Raw genomic sequence first — 16,692 nt, forward strand, 5'->3', positions numbered from 1 at the left:
GGTCGCTCATGCTCGTCCTGCCGTGTCGCTGCGGGGTACGAAGCCCGCGCCGGCGGGTTCGGGTTGCGGGGCCGCCTGCCCGGCGAGGAGCTGGTCGGTGTACTCGGCGAGCTCGGCCGCCAGCCGGGCGCGGATGCGACGCCGCCGCCAGATCGTCAGCGCCACGAGCGCGGCGACGACGAGGATCACGGCGAGCCCGGTCCATGGCACCGCCCACGCGGTCAGCGGCGCGCTCACCGCGGCGGGCAGGGGATCGTCGGCCGCGCTGCCGCCGGCCGGCGCCGCCGTGAGCGTGAGCTCGGCGGTGAGCAGCAGCAGCGGCGGCACCCCGGGCAGCTCGGCGGTCACGTGCGTGGTGGCGCCGGGCACGAGGTTCTCGATCTCGTCGAGCACGACCGTGCCCAGGTCGATCCCGAACGGGCCGGTCAGCCGCGCCTCCGGGATCACGTCGACGCGGGTGTTCCCCACGTTCACGACGTCGAACCCCGCGTACGCGGTGCCGGGGGCGAACGGCACCCACGAGGCGTCGAAGCCACCGGTCGCGCCGGTGATGCCCATGCCCGGCGAGAGCGGGCCGTCCACGCGCAGGTAGATGCGCGCCCCCACGCGGTCCTCGCGCCGCACGGTCTGCCCCTCCCCCGCGCCCTCGGTCACGTAGCCGGCGACGATACCGGCGGCGTGGTCGCCCGGGGCCGCGTCGTGCGGCACGGTGATGGTGAAGGGCAGGTCGGCGCGCGTGCCCGGCTCGAGGGTGATCGAGGTGCCCACCGCGATGGCGCACGCGGCCTCCGCGGCGTCGTTCGTGTCGTCACACGCGGCGGGAGCGCCGTCGACCGACGTCCACGCGCCCAGGTCGGTGGAGGCGATGTCGGCGCCGACGAGCGTGAAGGCGCCCGAGGCGTAGTCGGCGGTCGCGTCGGCGCCGTAGACCCGCACGGTCACGGGGGCGCTGCCGCGGTTGGTGACGGCCACCCAGTCCTCGATCACGCTGCCGGGCGCGACCTCGTACTCGAAGGACGTGCGCCCGTCGGGGCCGTCGGGCGTCGAGGGCTGCACGCCCCACGCGAGTGCGCCGTCGGCCGCCGACGCGGGGCCGGTGGCGGGAACGGCGAGCAGCGCCGCCAGGAGCGCGGCGCCGAGGAGCCCGATCACGGGCGTTCGCTTCGTCATGTGCTGTGTTCTCGTGGGCCGGGCAGGGTCCCGGCGTGATGGGCGGGTGATCGCCCGCCCGAGATCCGGTGTGGTGCGCGCCGGATCTCGGGCGGGCGTGCGTCGGCGGATGCCGACGCGGATGACGTCAGATGAGCGTCAGGGTGAGGGTGGAGGTGTAGTCGCCGCCCGGGGTGCCTGCGGGCACCTTGAGCGTGAGCCCGGCCTTCACCTCGGTCGTCACGTTCGCGTCGGCCGATGCGTCGCCCGAGGCGAACTGCTTCGGCTGGGAGAGACCGCCGTTGGCGCCGGGAGCGACCGTGGCGCCGGCCGTGCCCGCACCGGAGACCTTCTCGGGCTGCCAACCGAGGTGGGTCGCCGCGATCGGGTCGCCGCCGCCGTTCTTCGCGAACGGCGAGGCGCTGCCGGTGAGGCTCCAATCCTCTCCATCCGGGTCACGACGGTCATCGTTCACATGCACGTTGCCGAGCTCGCCCGTCGCGGTCCAGTCCTGGCCGGGCTGGCGCGTCGTCTCGCCGGTAAGGGTGACCTTCGAAGCCGCCGGGTCAAGCTGGATCGTCAGGCCCGAGGGCTCAGAAGGCGCTTCCTCGTCGGGCACGCTGACCTCCAACTCCGGCTTCTCGTCGTCCGCCGGGGTAACCGCGCTGGTCGGATCCGCCGAGGACTCCGCATAAACGTCGGCGTCGGCCGGGACGAAACGCGCACCGAACCCATACTCCGTGGCCGGAGCCAGCCCGGTCACGTCGTACGTGGCGCTGCCGCCCACGACATTCACCAGGGCGCCGTCGATATCGACGTCGTTCTGGGTGAACTGCACCTGCCCGGCCGCGTCTGCCGGCGTCACGCTCGCGGTGAGCTTCACCGAGGTGGCCGAGGTCGCCGCCGCGGTGACGGTCGTCTCGGTCGGGGTCGGGTCCTCCACGGAGCCGCCGGCGACCGCCCAGGTGGTGGCGGAGGTCTTGACGAGCGTCGCCGCGAAGTACTTGTCGGTTGCCGTGAGCGGCGAGTTCGGCGAGAGGAACGGCGCCTTCTCGCAGGTGACCAGGATCTTGAAGGTGCCACCGTCCGGGATCGCCGGCCACGAGAGGCGGGTGGCGAGCTGCTGAGAAGTGGTGCTGTGCCCCGTGATGTTCATGGGAGCGTCGAAGCCGGTCGAGCGAGTGGCAACGAGGCCGTACACTGGCTGCCCCTCGACGTACAGCACCGTGCGCGAGGACTTGATCAGTTCCGGCTCGGGGCATCCGACTTCGGTGGTCAGCGCCTCGAAGCCGGGGACGGCGGTCGCCGACCCGGAGGTGGGGCTGACGGTGAGAGGGCCGAGGTAGTTCGGGTCGTCGGGATCGCCGGTGGCCGCATGTGCAGGTGCGGCGGCGAGCGACCCAGTGGCGGCGGCGAGCACGACGGCGGCGAATGCCGCGATCCGGCGCGTTCGGCGCCCGGGGGCGGGTGCGGTGGTCATGGAGTGTCCTTTACATCGGGTTTGCACGGGTGAGCCCGGGTACTTGTACCGTGCCCGTTCGGCGAGTAAGCTTTTCGGGTTGGACCCCCGCGTTTCGCGGGGCCCTTCCTGTCGCCCCCCGCGAGTGTCTTTTCCAGGGACCGCGGGGGGCGCTCTTGTCCTCGGAGGGAGGGCGGGGTGGGACGCCGCCGGCACGCGACGCCCCACCCCGCTCTCTCAGGGTTCAGCTGAACGACGAGTACGAGCGGTAGCCCGCGATCTTGCCGATCACGTCACCGCTGCCGCTGGTGGGCAGGGCGCTGAAGCCGTACTGCGTGATCACGCCGTTGAGGTTGCCGATCCACTCCGGCGCGGCGTCGAACGGGTCGACCGTGTTGGTGGCGGCACCGAGGTCGGCGGCACCGCGCAGGAAGCGCTGCAGCTGCTCGTCGGCGGCGACTCCCACACTGGTGAGCCGGTCGGTCGGCGCAACGAAGTACACCAGGCGCTTGAGCGCGTTGGTGAACGCCGGGTTCTGCGCGTAGACGCCGCCGGCGACCTGAGTCGCCGGCGTGTTGCCGACCTGGCCGAGGACCGCACCGTGCAGGCGGTCGGGCGCGACGAAGTTCGTCTGCGCGACCCACTGCGCGATCGAGAACGGCACGATGGCGCGCGCCGGCAGCTCCGCGAGGACCGTGCCGTCGTGCTCCTGCACGGGCTCGCCGTTGTAGCTGTCCGCCACGTGAGCACCGAACGCACCCGACGAGCTGCCCGTGATCACCGTCGCGAAGTACTGCCGCGTGCCCGAGTTCGCCTGCGGCTGGAACGGCACGATCTGCGCCGACGAGGCGGCGGAGCCGACCGTGTAGGAGGCGCCACCCGACGCCGCGGCGTAGACCGTGAACGTGCCCGTGGTGCCGGCGGTGTTGACGCCGTAGATATTCTTCAGCGTCAGCTTCAGGCGGTCCGTGCCCGGCCACACCTCGTTCACGCTCGCACCGAGGTCGATGTTCTCGGGCAGGGCGGTGGCGCTGGCGTGCTTCGCCCAGCTGACCGCGTCCTGGCCGATCGGGATGTACGCCAGGTCACTCGGCGTGGTCGACGTGTAGCCGCTCGAGGAACGGGCGATGTCCACCTGGCCGGTGATGTCCGTGCCCCGCCAGGCCACGCCGGTGTCCGAGGCGCGCACGGCACGGAGCCCGTCGGTCGACCCGTTGGGCCGGTCGAAGAGCGGGCCGCCCGCGCGCGTCTGGATGTCGTCGTACGTCGCCCCGGTGCTGGGGTTGGTCGCGTTGTACGAGCCGAACACCTTGACGCCGTCGCGGACCGCCGCGTCGCTCAGACCGTTCGCGACATCCTGGATGGTGTCGCTGCCGGCCGCCACGAGGGCACGGTAGGTCGGGGTGCCGCTCGGCTCGGCCGAGGCGACGCCCGGGGTGACGAGCACGAGGCTCGCCGCGGCGAGGACGGCGAGGACGGCGAGGACCGCACCCGCCTTCTTCTTCAAGAGGGTCATGATGACCTTTCTGTTCGAAACGGGACCCGCTCGGTCGGGAGGGCCTTCCTGCTGCCGATCCGGCGGCTGTGTCCTTCCAGGGCACCGCCGGTCCGGCCCTCTCCCTCGGGCCGCAGCCCTCGGGGGAAGTCTGTGTGATGGTTCATCCCGTCTCCCGCCGTCTCAGGAGGAAGGGAGCGGCCGCGCCCGCGGCCAGGCTCGCGAGCAGCGCGCCGCCGACCCCGGCAGGGGCCGCGGCCGCGGGCGTCACCGCGGCGTCGGCCGCGTCGAGCGTCGTGCGCGAGACCTGCGTCTCGGGCGCGTCGCCCGCGGGATCCCCAGCGCCCGCCGCTCCCGCGCCGGGACCGGAGGCGGGTACGCCCGCCGCCGCCTGCTCGTCGGGACCGACGCCCCCCGGCGCATCGTCGCTCGGCGCGACGTAGTCGCGGATGCGCTGCGCCGCTTCGAGCGCCTGCGCCCGCAACTCGTCGCTGAGCGGGGCGTAGCCGGCGGGCAGCTGCCCCGGGCTCTCGCCCGGCACCTGGCCGTCGGTGACCGCGTACTCGATGAGGTCGGCGTAGTCGGCGCGCGCGTCCGCGTCGCTCGCGGTGAGGTTCACCGCGGCGTACGAGACGAGCGTGAGCGGATACGCGTCGTCGGGAAGGGCTGCCACATCCGCCCAGGACGCACCGCCCTGGTCACGCTGGGCACCGACCGCGGCCGTCAGCGCTGCCTCGGTCGGCCCGGCGAACACGCCGGGGCGGTTCGGCAGCTGCAGCCGCGCGGTGGGGAGCACGAACTGCTCCGCGGCCGGCGTGTCGGTGAGCCCGAGGATCCGCACGTTCGGCGGCCAGTCGCGCCCCACGGCCTTCCACGCGCCGTTCCCGCTGCCCGTCCAGGCGTTCGGATCCCACGAGGGCCGCTGCACGTCGGCGCGGAACACCCGCCGTGCCACGTTCTCGAGGTTCGTCGCGTACGGGTTGTACGCCACCGAGTCGAAGCGGCTCGGCACGCCGTTCCTCAGGATGCCGGGAGCGAGATGCTCGTCGGCGCGGGGGATGGTGTCGATGGGGGTGTCGGCGAGGCTGAGCGGCGCGCCGTTCGCGTCGGTGAAGCCCACCGCCCGCTGCGCGGGCTGCCCGTCGGGGCCGGTCACGAAACGCAACTCGGTGTCGCCCGGGTTGCGGCCCCAGGGCACCTCCTCGTACTGCGGCACGTGCGCGCCGGGGTGCCCCTTCGGCAGGTAGTACGGGTTGATCGTCATGCCGAGGTTGTTCCCATCGCCCGGCAGCACATTGTCGGGCTCACCGGCGAGGAACGCGCGCGCCTTCTCATCGGCCTGCAGGTACTCCCACAGCAGCCGGTAGCCATCCGAGCCCGTCGGGCCCGCGACGACGACATCGGCCATTCTGAGGTTCACGGTGTTGGTGCCGATCTGCGGGTTGAGGTCGCGGAACTCGGGATCGTACGTGACATCGACCGGGTTCCGCGCGTTCAGGTGGCTGCGACGGTCGGAGTCGGCGAGGCTGCCACTCTGGAATGGGACGGCGTTCTGATAGCTCTGCGTCAGCAGCTTGGCGAGGAGGCGTGGCGTGAGCCGGAGGTCGGTGATCGGCCCTGCCGCGCCGATGTACTGGAACGACACGGTGATGCCGGAGACGGCCACGGGAGCGTAGGCGAGGTCGGTGCCCTCGAGCATCTCGGCGCCGCCCTCGCCGAGCTCCTCCGGCACGACGCCCCGCGCCGTGTAGGCAAGGCCGAGGCGCCCCTGCGCGAGCTGCGCGCGACTCTGGGCATCGGCATTCGCCGTGAAATTGAACGCCGGCCCCCCGCTCGCGCACAGCGCGCTCTGCCACGAGCCCATCGCATGCACGAGCATCTCCGAACCGCCGACGAGCCGGGCGCTCCCGCCACCGCAGGCCGTGAGCGGGGCCTCGACGTCGAGCGGCACCACGATGCGGTTGTCCCAGTAGTCGTGTTCCAGGCTCGTCGGCGCGCCGCGCTGAATGCCCTTCTGTCCGTACTCGACTCGCGGGTTGTTCTCGACCGCCTGTTCCCCGCCATAGACCGTGCCACGCGGCACGATCACGAGGCTGCAGCGGCGAGCCTCCCCGTCCTCGGCAGGCGCGCCGCAGCCCAGCCAGGGGGCCTGCGCGGTCGACTGCACCTCGAAGGCGAACGAGGTGGATCCGTCGGCCTTGACCGGGACGGCGAGGAGCTCGTTCGTCGTCGATGAGTTGAGGATCTCGCCCATCGACGCGGCTCCGTCGGGAACCCAGTTGGGGTAGACGTAGTCGTCGCCCTGGACGGACCGGAACGGGATGAGGTGCTGCGGCGTGTCACGGTAGCCCGCGACTGTCGTGTCGTTGATGTTGTTCTCGGGGATGGCGTGCGCACCCCACTGGCAGGTCTCGCGGAAGTCGTCGGCGCGCGGGTCACCCCAGCACTGCATCACTTGAAGGAAACTCTGCTGATGCGCCGAGTACCAGCCATCGCCGCCGATGCCCGGCATCCACTGCCCACCGACCGTGCCACCCGGCATGCCCGAGACCTCGATGCGCACGGCCTCGTCGCGTACCCCGGCGGTCTTCGACACCGTCACCTGGAGATCCTTGAAGTCGTCGTAGTGGGGGTTGCGGTCGAGGCCCTTCTGCTCACTCAGCCAGGTGTGCTCGCGTTCGGGCTGCAGCACTTGGATGGACGGGTCGTTGCCCTGACCGTTCCACGCGACCGTCACGGCTGATCCCGCGCCGGCCGCGACCGCGGGTGCGGCGTCGACGACCCCCACGCCGGCGAACACCACGCCGAGCGCCGCGAAGGCGGCGAGCGAGCGCCCCATGACCCGTCGGCGGTCGGCGATGCGCCGCGTGCGGAGAAGGCGGTCGAGGTTGCGCGTCACGGATGCTTCCCTGTCAGCTCAGGCGGCTCGGCGAGCCGCGGGTCGGGGTGGGCAGGAGGGTCTGGCGACGGCGCTTGCCGAGCAGCGGGGGCGCGACCGCGGCGAGCACAAGCCCGGCGCCGCCGACGAGCGTCGCGAGGGCCGGAAGGAACCCGGGCTGCGAGAGGGGAAGGTCCTGCGGGCTGCCGGCCACGACGATCGGCCCCGTCGCCCCCTCGATTCCGACCGCCTCCGCATCGGCCACGCCGGCGTCCTGCTCGCCAGCGGCACCCGCGCCGCCATCCTGCGATGCGGCACCGGAGCCGCCGCCGCCCTGCGCGCCACTCTGCGCGCCGCCTGTGACGTCCGTCGCCGTGTCCTGCGCGCCGCCGGTGCCACCCGAGCACTGCACGGGCCCCTGCTTGTCGCACTCCTGCGGGTACGGGGCGTTCTTCGCGAGCGCGTTGCCGTTCGGGTCGTTCGGGTCGAGGGTCGGGTTGTTGCAGTCGGCCACCGAGAAGCCCGTCTGGGCGGGGTCGCCGCCCGGGACCTTCTGCAGCTGTCGCTGCGCCCCCAGCACGAGGTTCACGGGCAGCGGCGAGTACCCGAGCACGTCTGCCGACTGCTGCCCCTCGCAGAGGAAGTAGGAGCCGAAGGCACCCAGCGTGAGCCCCTTGTTCTCGGTGAAGTTCTGTTCCAGCGCGGTGGGCAGGATGATGTAGCTGTACGAGCTGAGCGGGTACGTGCGAGGATCGCCGTTCGTGTAGACGTCGCGCAGATCCTGCGTCAGGTAGTCCGGCGAGGACTGATCCTCGTTGATGTGCGCCTGCAGCAGAGCGACGGCCACGTTCCCCGCCGTCGGCTCGGTGTAGTAGCCGGCGTTGTTGAGCAGCTTTGCGACGGGGAACCCGGAGTTGAGCGCGTAGCTGTACTCGACGAAGGTGATGGAACCGACCGCGTAGCTCTGCGCCACGTACCCCGAGACGCCCTCCGAGCCCTTCTTCGAGATGAAACCGCTGCCCGGCACGACGGGATAGTTGCTGGTGACGCCGCAGTGCCCGTTGATCAGCGGCCGGTTCACCTTGCCGCAGTACGCGTCCCACAGCGCCGTGTGCTCCTGCCGCAGCCAGATCGACACCTGTGCGGTCGCACCGGATCCATCGGAGCGCACGACGGGAACGATGGGGATGTCAGGCAGGGCGAGCTGCGGGTTGTCCGCCACGATCTGCGGGTCGTTCCAGCGTGTGATCACGCCCGTGAAGATCTTCGCGACGGTGTCGCCCGACAGGCGCAGGTTGGTGACGCGCTTGCCGCCGATCTGCAGGTTGTACATGAACGCCGTGCCGCCGGCCACGATCGGCATGTAGGCGAACTGGCGCGCCGGGCGCTGGTCGGCCTCGTTGGAGTTGGCGATGCCGTAGGGGATCTCGCTGACGCCGAAGTCCTTGATTCCCTGGGCGAAGTCACTGCGCCCCTGCGTCGACCCTCCGCCTGAGTACTCGATCTTCCAGCCGTTGTTCGCCCACACGTTGCGGATCCAGGCGGCCAGCGCGTTCTCCGACCAGGTGGAGCCAGAACCGGTGATCGGCACGTAGACGGACCCCACCGCCTGCGCGGGCGTGACTGTACCAAGCACGCCCATCACGATCAGCACCATGCCCAGAACCGCCGACGTGACGCGGAACGGCGACCGACGAGCGCTCATCGCCTTCCTCCTTCTCGGTCGATGCCGTCGCCGTGATCCGGGGCAGGATCGATGCCAGGGGGCGCGCCCACCTTCGCTGCCGCGAGGGCGAAGTCGCCGCGCTCGACGAACCGCCGGGCATCGCGCTCGCTGGCGCGGCGTGCACGGGCCAGCTGGCGTGACGAGAGCACTCCGGCGCCCTTGCCTCCGATGATGCGGGCGAGGGCGAAGAGCACGAACACCATGACCATCAGCACGGCGGCTGCGCCGAACCCTCGGGCGATCTGCGTCTCCTCGGGGCTCTTCACCAGGGTGAACGTGGCGAACGGCAGCGTGACCATCGCCCCCTCGAACGGGTTGAGGTTGAAGAAGGTCGTCCAGCCGGCCGTCAGCAGCACCGGGCTGGTCTCGCCGATGCCGCGGGCCGTGCCCAGCACGATCGCCGTCATGAGGCCCGACTTGCTGGTGGGCAGCACCACGTGCCACACCGTGCGCCAGTGGCTCGCGCCCGTGGCGAACGACGCCTCCTTCAGCGTCTGCGGCACCAGGCGCAGCACCACGTCGGCCGAGCGGATGATGATCGGCAGGATCATGATCGTCACCGCCAGCGCCGCCGCGAAGCCCGACTGCGGCAGCCCGAACAGCAGGATGTAGGTGGCGTAGATGAACAGGCCGCACACGATCGAGGGCAGCGCCGTCATCGCCTCGGACACCGTGCGCACGATCCGCGTGAAGAACGAGGGGAACTCCGCCATCATCACGGCCGTGAGCAGGCCCAGCGGGATGGCGACGGCGAGCGCGATGGAGATGACGATGAGCGTGCCGATGGCGGCGTGCGCCATGCCGCCCACCGTCACGGGGTCGAGAGGCCCGGCGAGCGAGAGGTCCTCGACCCAGAAGTTCGGCTGCAGGTAGGCCTCGGCCCCGCGGATGAGCGTGAACACCACGACGATCGCCAGCGCGAGCAGCAACAGCAGCGCCGTGGTGTGGATGACCACGGCCATCACGCGGTCGCGGATCGTGACCTTGTCGTCGTCGAAGCTGATCAGCACGACGAAGAACACCAGGAACAGCGCGTACGCGACCAGGACGAACGGCAGCGGACCCTGGAACGGCACCAGATGGGAGAAGAGCGTGCCGGTCGCGGTGAGCGCGGCGGCCAGCGCGCCCACGATGCGCAGCACGTCCTCGCGGCGGATGGTGGAGAGCTCGCGCCGCGTCTCGGGCCGGCTCACGTGGAGCCGCCCGTCGCGCCCCGGCACGTGCGTGCGCGTCACCCGGCCCGGGAGCGTGGCCCGGCGCCGCACCGGGTCGGTGATGATCTCTGTCGTGGTCATGTCGATGGCCTCAGCTCGATGCCCCGGAGCGGGAGCGGCTGACGATGAAGCCGGCGATGAAGTTCACGGCCATCGTGATGAGGAAGAGCACGAGGCCGGCCGCCATCAGGCCCGACAGCTCGAGGGCCGAGGCCTCGCCGTAGCGCAGCGCGATGAGGGCGCTGATGGAGTTCGTGCCGGCAGAAAGCACGTGCCAGTTGATGACGAAGATCGGCGAGATCACGATGTACACGGCGATCGTCTCGCCCAGCGCCCGGCCGAGGCCGAGCATCGTGCCGCCGATGATGCCGCCCAGCCCGTACGGGTAGACCACGTTGCGGATCATGCCCCACTTGCTCGAGCCGAGCGCGAGCGCCCCCTCGCGCTCACCCAGCGGCGCCTGCGCGAACACCTCGCGCATGATCGACGCGGCGATCGGGGCGACCATGAGCGCCACCACCAGGCCAGCCAGGAACGCCGACGCGGTGAACACGGTGGGCGTGGCGAGCGGGTCGCTCGGGTCGAACTGCGACACCGCGAAGATCGGGATCCAGCCCAGGTAGGTGCTGAGCCACTCGGCGACCGGGATGAGCTGCTCCTGCAGCCAGTACGCGCCCCAGAGCCCGTACACGATGCTGGGGATGGCGGCCATGAGGTCGACGATGTTCGTCAGCAGCCGCTTGAGCCCGTCTGGCGCGTACTCGGAGATGTAGGTGGCGACGCCCAGGGCCAGCGGCAGGGCGACGCTGATCGCGATGAGCGCGATCACCACCGTGCCGAACAGCACCGCCGCGATGCCGAAGCGGCCGCTCGCGGGCTCCCAGTCCTGCTCCGTGAGGAACTCGGGGCCGGCGACGCCGAAGGCCTCCGCCCCACGGATCGCGAGGAACAGGCCCACGAGCGTCATGATCACGAGAACGATCACGCCGCCCGAGTGCGAGCCGACCCGGAACAGGTTGTCCGAGAGCCCGCGCACGGCGCGGAGGCTTCGCGGCCTGTCCTCCGCCGGGGAGGAATCGGGACGAGCAGCAAGCGCCTCGTCCGTCGTCTGGGGGGTTGTCACGGGACACAAGCATGTCCGGCTCTGCCGGGCTGCAGAAGGGGTAGTTCCCCGAACAGTCAAGGGCGAACTGAGGTCGACTCAGTGAATATTCAGGTAGGGGGTAAGGACCGCGTTTCGGCGGACATACCGCGGTTTCTGGGGGCCGTTGGTGGGTTGCGGTGGTCGCTTCATCTCCGGCGCTTCGCGCCTCCGTTCAGCAACCGGATGGCGCGCCCCGCACAGCCCATCGGTTGCTGAACGAAGCGGCCGCAGGCCGCGAAGATGAAGCGACCACCGCAGCCCGCGTCCGCCGGTGCGCCCCGCCTCACTCCCCGGGCGTGTACAGCCCGAGGTCGCGGCAGAACTCCTCCGCCGGGGCCGCGGAGTCGTCACGGGGGAACGCGAGCAGCGAGAGGTCGGCCCGGCGGCACAGCACGAGCTCGGGCGCCGCGTCGCGCGCGGTGCCGTCGACCAGGCCCTGCTCCCACAGGTTCTCGCACATCGACAGCGCGTACACCTCGCGGTCGCCCACCGGCTCGGCGCCGTCGCGCACGCCCGTGGCGTACGGCGACGACAGGTCGGCCTCGGGGTAGCACTCCACCCAGCGGTCCTGCACCTCCTGCGGCGCGAGCACGATCGCGGCGGCCAGACCCAGCGTGAGCACGCCGGCGCCGGCCGCGCCGGCGATCGCCAGGCGGCGGCGCCGGCGGCGGCGCCTGGCGATGTGGCCCTGCAGCCACTCGGCCATGGCGGCGCGGCGCTCGGGACTCAGACGCGGCTGATCGCTCATCGTCATCCCCCGAATCGTTGCCCGACGCGCTTGCGCACGCGGTTCAGTCGTTTGCCCACCGACGCGACGGAGATGCCCAGTCGCCGCGCGGCCTCGTCGTAGCTGAGGCCCTCGACGATGACCGCCTGGTACGCCTGCTGGTCGAGCGCCGGCATCGCCGAGATCTCCTCTTCGACCCTCTCGAGCAGCTCGCGATCCTCGATGCGCTGCCGCTGCCGGGTCTCCAGCATGGTAACCGCGCGATCGTCCAGTCCCTCGAAGGCGGGCCGCCGCCGCAGAGATCGCAGCCGGTTCGCCGCGTGGTTGCGGCACGTCACGAGCAGCCAGGAGAGCGCCGATCCGTTCGCCAGCCGCACGTGCCTGGCCTTGTCCCACGCTGTGGCGAACACCTGCTGCGCCACCTGCTGCGCCTCGTCCTCGTCGCCGAGCTCCTCGAGGGCGGCGACGAACACGTCTTCGATATAGCGGTGATAGAGCACGGCGAAGGCCCGGTCGTCGTCGCGGGCGGCGGCGTCGAGCAGCTCGCGGTCGCTGCGCTCGCGCCACGGCCCGCGCCCGCTCCACTCGCCCATCACGCGCCGAGTGTAGCCATGCCCGCGGAACACCCGGCGCCGCTGTGCGGAAACTCGATTTCCTTACCTTCGACACCCGATGTTCGCCGCATCGACACGTCGCACCACAGGCCGACGCCCAAGATTCACCCCCTCGTTGCCCGGGCTGGGGTGGGGATCGGTTGACTGTGGCCCATGAACAGCCTCTCGCTCTCGTCCCTCGGCGCCACGACCGGCATCCTCGCCGCCCTCGCGCTCGCGCCCACCGCCGCCACGGCGGCCTCGCCCGCCGACGCACAGTCGTGCTGGGTCAACGTCGACACCGGCGAGTCCGCGTGCTTCGACGCCTCCCTCGACCCCATCGCCCAGATCGAGGCCGACACCGGCTCGACCGTCGTGGCCGTGCCGACCGGATCGGTGAGCGTCGCGTCCGCGCGCTCGGCCGCCGCGGCCGTGGCCGACGATGAGACGTATCTGCTGGCGACGGCGTGGGACGAGGTCGGCTACACGGGAGCGAGCGTCAGCTACTTCACGACCCTGCCTCAGGTCTGCGACGGCTATACGCACGGGTTCTCGACTTTGCACGACTGGGATCAGCGCTTCGAGTCGCTGCGCTCCTACAACGGATGTGTGAGCTACGTCTACGACGCGATCAACTTCTCCGGTACGGAGTTCGGGCCGATCTCCGCTTCCGCAGACCTCGGCGCGTTCAAGGACCGTGCTCGGTCGCTCTGGCTTGAGTAGGCCGTTCACCCACGCCAATGCTCACCACGCGTCGCCCGTCATGAGGAGGGTGACCCCTGCGATTCGCGCCTGAAGGACGGCGTCGTTCGCTGGCACCACCGTGGTGGTACTGCACCCGCCGGGCTGCCCGACCATCTGTCCGTGGGTCTGTGAGTAGCTCCAGCACGAGACGCGCACAGACGCCCCGCCGTTGTCGGGCAGCCCGCTCCACGTCCACGTTCCCGTCGCCTCGTCGTAGGCGAGCTCGGCGAGCGTGAAGTCGAGCGACGGCTCGGGCGCGGCGAACGCCGTCCATTCTCCGCAGCGCGCCTCGCTGCCCCACGGCGTGCAGGCGCGCAGCTCGTACGCCGCGGGCTGCCCGAACGATCCGCCCAGCAGCTCGCGCGGCACCGCCGATCCGGTGAACGCCACCGCGTCGCCCGCCCCGGGCGCCCGCAGCTGGTAGAAGCCGGCGAACGCGGCCGGCGCCGCCACGTACTCGTAGCGCGTGCCGATCCACGCCATCGCGCCGCCGTCGTGCGCCACGGCGGCCGGCAGCGGATCGGCGTGCACGGTGACGGCCTCGCTCGCCACGCACTCGTCGGCCGTGTAGCCCCACACGATGAGGCGGTAGCCGCCGTCGGGCGGCGCCGCTCCCCCGAACGCCGCCGCGAGCGCCGCGCCCGCGTCGAGCACCTCGCCCCCGGTGGGCGCCGTGACCGCGCCGCCGTCCGCGCGGCACGATCCGGGGCTCTCGCCGGGGCGCAGCCGCTGCGCGAAGTAGCCCCGCACGGGCGCGCCGGCGGTGAACGGCGACCACTCCACCATCACCGCGCCGGCGGCGGGGTCGGTGAAGGCGCGGACCGATCCGGGGCGCAGCGGGGCCGGGGGTGCGTCGGGTTCCGGGGCGGCGGGGTCGGGCGCGGGCGGCTCGGGCTCCGGGGCGTCGGGCTGGGGGCCTTGCGCGGCGTCGGGCTGCGGCGGCGCGTCCGGGACCGTCGGCGCGTTCGGGCCCGGCCGCTGTGGCTGCAGCACCGGGGCGATGGGATCGGCGGAGCCTGCGGCGGGCGGAGGCTGCTCCTCTCGGGGAGGATCGGCCGGTTCGCCGATCCCGCCGTGCCACGGCACTGCCGCCGCGCCGGGCTCCGCCACGTTCCACACCTCGCCCGTCGCGGGCGCGTTGAGCACCACGGCGGCACCGTTCACGCGGAACACCAGCTCCGCCGACGCCGCGGCCTCCGCGCGATCGAGCGCCGTCACGCGCGGCGCGTCGTCACCGCACCACGACAGCGCGGCGCCCGACCATGCGGCGTGTACGCAGTCCCCCACCCGCACGGGGCGCGCCGGGCCGGGGTCGGGGGCGGCGGTTGCGCCGGGGACTGGGTCTGCGGTCGCGTCAGGGATCGCTGCCACGCGGCCGTCGCGCACGGCCAGCAGGCGCCGATCCGTCGCGACGAGGACGTCCGCGGGCGGGGCGTCCGCCGTCACCACGGCCGCGGATCGCTCGAGCGCGAGGTCGCCGCCCCACGAGCTCAGGTCGACCGCGCCGGCCGCGGTATGCAGCCGGCCCGAGCGCGGGTCCAGCGCCGCCCATCCGCCCGCCGTCGCCGCGACCTGCACGGGCCGCGTGGCCGATCCGCGGAACGGCGCGAACTCGCCAAGCTGCTCGATCCCGCCCGGCGTGAGGCGGTACGCGCGGCCTTCGCGCGGCGACACCACGACGACGCCGCCCGATCCGTCGGGCGCCATGCCGGCGCCGACCCCGAACCGCCGCAGCGGTGGCGCGTCGGCGTCGAAGGCACCGAGCTCGTCGGCGGGCACGCGCCACAGGCTGCCGGACCGCGGATCGAGCAGGGCGACCGAGGCGGGATCGGGCGCGTCGGGCGCGGGGTCAGGTGCGGGGAGGATCTCGATCTGCGTCGCGGGGCCGGGCAACCCGGCGGCGTCGCCGAGCGCGACGCTGGCGGGGTCGAGGGAAGCGAGGGCGGCATGCTCGCGATCGACGACGAGCACGGTGCCCGCGGCTTGCGCCACGTCGAGTGCGGCGGCCGCCACGGGCAGCACGGCGTCGAACTCGCCGACGGCCACGTTCACGCGCCCCACCCCGCCGGCGCCGGTGCTGGCCCACACGAGCGTCTCGCCGCCGCCCACCCGCCCGGCACCGGTGGGGTCCCCGGCGACGAGCGCCAGCCCCGCCACGACCCCCGCGACCGCGAGCCCCCCGACGAGCGCGTGGCGGGTGCGGCGGGGGGCGGGGGTGGTGTGGGTTGCGGCAGTGGGGCGGGTTGCGGCGGCGGTTGCGCGCTCGGGTTGCGGCGGGAGGGCGCGCGGCATCGGCGACGCGGCGGCGTCCGCTGCCGCGCGGTCGCCGTTCGTCCAGATCGAGCCGGGCATGCTCTCTCCACAGTGGGTCTGGTCGCATCGCCCGCGCTGCACGGGCCACGACGCGGGTCACTGTACCGGCCCCAGACGAACACCCGGTGACGCACGGGTGTCCACCCGCCCGCGCGCGTGATCGACGATCCGTGCTCGCCGCCCGAGGGCACGCGACTCCGCCGTCACACGATCGCGTCGAGCGCCTGCGGCAGCGCGGTGATCCCGTCGCCGGCGAGGAAGTGACCGGCGCCGGGGACGATCCGCGCCGACGTGCCGAGCATCCGGGCCAGCCGATCCGTGTGCCCGGTGGGCACGTAGGCGTCGGCGTCGGAGCGGAGCACGGTGAGCGATCCGATGCGCTCGGGCAGGCCCTCCACGTCGACGCCGCCGCCGATGAAGCCGTCGAGCTCGGGCAGCGCGGGCAGTCGATCCGCGAACCCGGCGACGAGCACGAGTGCGTCCAGGCGCCACGGCCCCGCGAGCGACGCGAGGTGCCGCAGCACGGTGAGGCAGCCGAGGCTATGGGCGACCACGATCGAGCCCGGTCCCGGTGTGCCGATCGCCTGGGCGGCGGCCGCGGCCCAGCGGTCCGGATCCGGGCACCCGGGGTCCGCGAGCGCGGGAACCCGTGCGGGGATGCCCGCCTCGCGCAGCCGCCGGGCAAGCCAGCCGAACCAGTGGTCCTCGGGAGTGGCGCCGTAACCGTGGAAGATCACGGCCCGCCGCGGAGTTGTCGCTGTCATGTCGCGGGAGCGTAGGGCTTCACGCCAGCGAGAAGGTCAAGTCGAAGCGATGCGCATGCTGATCGGCGAGCTCGCCGAGCGCGCCGGGGTGTCGGCCCGGGCGCTACGGCACTACGAGGATCGCGAGCTGCTGGTGCCGGATCGCGACGTCAACGGATACCGTCTCTATTCCGAGGCGGACGTCGTGCGTGTGCGCCAGATCAAGACGATGATCGACGCCGGGCTGCCGACGGCGACCATTCGCCGCTACCTCGACTGCGCGAGGACGGGCGACCACGGCATGTCGCTCGAGATGTGCCCCGACCTGCGCGCCGAGCTCGACGCGATCGCCGCACGCCTCGACGCACAGCAAACGGCGCTCGCGCGCACCCGCACGCGCCTGTGCGCCCTTGTGACGGCGGGCTGAGCGGGGCGGTTGGTGCTCCGTTGGTCGCTGGACGGTTCGGTTGCTGAACGGAGCGCCGAAGCGCCGGAGATGAAGCGACC

At 72.4% G+C, this 16,692-nt stretch carries 13 protein-coding genes; 2 read left to right on the plus strand and 11 right to left on the minus strand.

Annotated features, from left to right (window positions below; genetic code table 11):
• Positions 1–6: 6 nt before the first annotated feature.
• The 9 genes from ACWDR7_RS06050 to ACWDR7_RS06090 all read right to left on the minus strand — a co-directional run bounded on the left by ACWDR7_RS06050 (position 7) and on the right by ACWDR7_RS06090 (position 12,385).
• Entirely contained in the window at positions 7–1,170 is a 1,164-nt protein-coding gene (locus ACWDR7_RS06050) for a hypothetical protein (protein ID WP_449854026.1), read from the minus strand.
• Positions 1,171–1,297: 127 nt separating this feature from the next.
• On the minus strand, positions 1,298–2,569 hold the full coding sequence (locus ACWDR7_RS06055) for a hypothetical protein (protein ID WP_449854027.1): 1,272 nt from the start codon (positions 2,567–2,569) through the stop codon (positions 1,298–1,300).
• 283 nt (positions 2,570–2,852) lie between these two features.
• Positions 2,853–4,124 carry a hypothetical protein gene (locus ACWDR7_RS06060; protein ID WP_449854028.1) on the minus strand — a complete coding sequence of 424 codons (1,272 nt, stop codon included), beginning with the start codon at positions 4,122–4,124 and terminating at the stop codon, positions 2,853–2,855.
• Between the two features lie 142 nt (positions 4,125–4,266).
• Positions 4,267–7,002 (minus strand): hypothetical protein, encoded by a 2,736-nt coding sequence (locus ACWDR7_RS06065; protein ID WP_449854029.1) that lies wholly within the window; start codon positions 7,000–7,002, stop codon positions 4,267–4,269.
• A gap of 13 nt (positions 7,003–7,015) precedes the next feature.
• Positions 7,016–8,686, minus strand: coding sequence for a phosphate ABC transporter substrate-binding protein PstS (locus tag ACWDR7_RS06070; protein WP_449854030.1), 1,671 nt, complete (start codon positions 8,684–8,686; stop codon positions 7,016–7,018).
• The gene (locus ACWDR7_RS06075) at positions 8,683–10,002 is read right to left on the minus strand and encodes a PstA family ABC transporter permease (protein ID WP_449854031.1); all 1,320 of its coding nucleotides are present in this window, start codon (positions 10,000–10,002) and stop codon (positions 8,683–8,685) included. The genes ACWDR7_RS06070 and ACWDR7_RS06075 overlap by 4 nt, the downstream gene beginning before the upstream one ends.
• A gap of 10 nt (positions 10,003–10,012) precedes the next feature.
• Positions 10,013–10,957: a phosphate ABC transporter permease subunit PstC gene (gene pstC, locus ACWDR7_RS06080; protein WP_449854032.1), complete on the minus strand. Its 945-nt coding sequence runs from the start codon at positions 10,955–10,957 to the stop codon at positions 10,013–10,015.
• 391 nt (positions 10,958–11,348) lie between these two features.
• Positions 11,349–11,819, minus strand: a complete 471-nt coding sequence (locus ACWDR7_RS06085; protein WP_449854033.1) for a hypothetical protein — start codon at positions 11,817–11,819, stop codon at positions 11,349–11,351.
• Positions 11,816–12,385, minus strand: coding sequence for an RNA polymerase sigma factor (locus ACWDR7_RS06090; RefSeq protein ID WP_449854065.1), 570 nt, complete (start codon positions 12,383–12,385; stop codon positions 11,816–11,818). Before ACWDR7_RS06090 ends, ACWDR7_RS06085 begins: the two co-directional genes overlap by 4 nt.
• A 174-nt stretch (positions 12,386–12,559) precedes the next feature.
• Here ACWDR7_RS06090 and ACWDR7_RS06095 point away from each other — a divergent pair, with 174 nt between their 5' ends.
• Complete coding sequence (locus tag ACWDR7_RS06095; protein WP_449854034.1) at positions 12,560–13,108, plus strand: hypothetical protein; 549 nt, start codon at positions 12,560–12,562, stop codon at positions 13,106–13,108.
• Between the two features lie 21 nt (positions 13,109–13,129).
• On the opposite strand, the gene ACWDR7_RS06100 is transcribed toward ACWDR7_RS06095, so the two are convergent.
• Entirely contained in the window at positions 13,130–15,481 is a 2,352-nt protein-coding gene (locus tag ACWDR7_RS06100; RefSeq protein WP_449854035.1) for a hypothetical protein, read from the minus strand.
• Between the two features lie 164 nt (positions 15,482–15,645).
• Entirely contained in the window at positions 15,646–16,206 is a 561-nt protein-coding gene (locus ACWDR7_RS06105; protein WP_449854036.1) for an RBBP9/YdeN family alpha/beta hydrolase, read from the minus strand.
• A 49-nt stretch (positions 16,207–16,255) separates the two neighbouring features.
• On the opposite strand from ACWDR7_RS06105, the gene ACWDR7_RS06110 reads away from it, so the two are divergent.
• Positions 16,256–16,612 carry a MerR family transcriptional regulator gene (locus ACWDR7_RS06110; protein ID WP_449854037.1) on the plus strand — a complete coding sequence of 119 codons (357 nt, stop codon included), beginning with the start codon at positions 16,256–16,258 and terminating at the stop codon, positions 16,610–16,612.
• Positions 16,613–16,692: the final 80 nt, after the last annotated feature.

Source organism: Microbacterium sp. NPDC003461, assembly GCF_053588335.1.

What these genes read in the sequence shown, in the direction of transcription:
- ACWDR7_RS06050 (WP_449854026.1), bottom strand. Translation starts at nt 1,170, where the DNA reads ATGACGAAGCGAACGCCCGTGATCGGGCTCCTCGGCGCCGCGCTCCTG.
- ACWDR7_RS06060 (WP_449854028.1), bottom strand. Translation starts at nt 4,124, where the DNA reads ATGACCCTCTTGAAGAAGAAGGCGGGTGCGGTCCTCGCCGTCCTCGCC.
- ACWDR7_RS06070 (WP_449854030.1), bottom strand. Translation starts at nt 8,686, where the DNA reads ATGAGCGCTCGTCGGTCGCCGTTCCGCGTCACGTCGGCGGTTCTGGGC.
- ACWDR7_RS06075 (WP_449854031.1), bottom strand. Translation starts at nt 10,002, where the DNA reads ATGACCACGACAGAGATCATCACCGACCCGGTGCGGCGCCGGGCCACG.
- ACWDR7_RS06085 (WP_449854033.1), bottom strand. Translation starts at nt 11,819, where the DNA reads ATGACGATGAGCGATCAGCCGCGTCTGAGTCCCGAGCGCCGCGCCGCC.
- ACWDR7_RS06090 (WP_449854065.1), bottom strand. Translation starts at nt 12,385, where the DNA reads ATGGGCGAGTGGAGCGGGCGCGGGCCGTGGCGCGAGCGCAGCGACCGC.
- ACWDR7_RS06095 (WP_449854034.1), top strand. Translation starts at nt 12,560, where the DNA reads ATGAACAGCCTCTCGCTCTCGTCCCTCGGCGCCACGACCGGCATCCTC.
- ACWDR7_RS06100 (WP_449854035.1), bottom strand. Translation starts at nt 15,481, where the DNA reads ATGCCCGGCTCGATCTGGACGAACGGCGACCGCGCGGCAGCGGACGCC.
- ACWDR7_RS06105 (WP_449854036.1), bottom strand. Translation starts at nt 16,206, where the DNA reads ATGACAGCGACAACTCCGCGGCGGGCCGTGATCTTCCACGGTTACGGC.
- ACWDR7_RS06110 (WP_449854037.1), top strand. Translation starts at nt 16,256, where the DNA reads ATGCGCATGCTGATCGGCGAGCTCGCCGAGCGCGCCGGGGTGTCGGCC.